Consider the following 223-nt stretch of genomic DNA (forward strand, 5'->3'; position numbering starts at 1 on the left):
TACTTTTTGGGAGGCAACCGCCCCAGTTAAACTACCCACCAGGCACTGTCCCTGAACCGGATCACGGTTCGAAGTTAGATATCCAATATGACCAGAGTGGTATTTCAACAACGACTCCACCATGACTGGCGTCACGGCTTCACAGTCTCCCACCTATCCTACACAAGCCACACCGAACACCAATACCAAGCTGTAGTAAAGGTCACGGGGTCTTTCCGTCCTG

1 rRNA gene is annotated in these 223 nt (G+C 51.6%); it reads right to left on the minus strand.

From position 1 onward, the window contains the following. Nucleotides 1-223, minus strand: a 23S ribosomal RNA gene (locus WFG93_RS14000); the annotation flags it as partial.

Source organism: Microbacterium sp. USHLN186, assembly GCF_037145155.1.
In the GTDB taxonomy this organism is placed as follows: domain Bacteria; phylum Actinomycetota; class Actinomycetes; order Actinomycetales; family Microbacteriaceae; genus Microbacterium.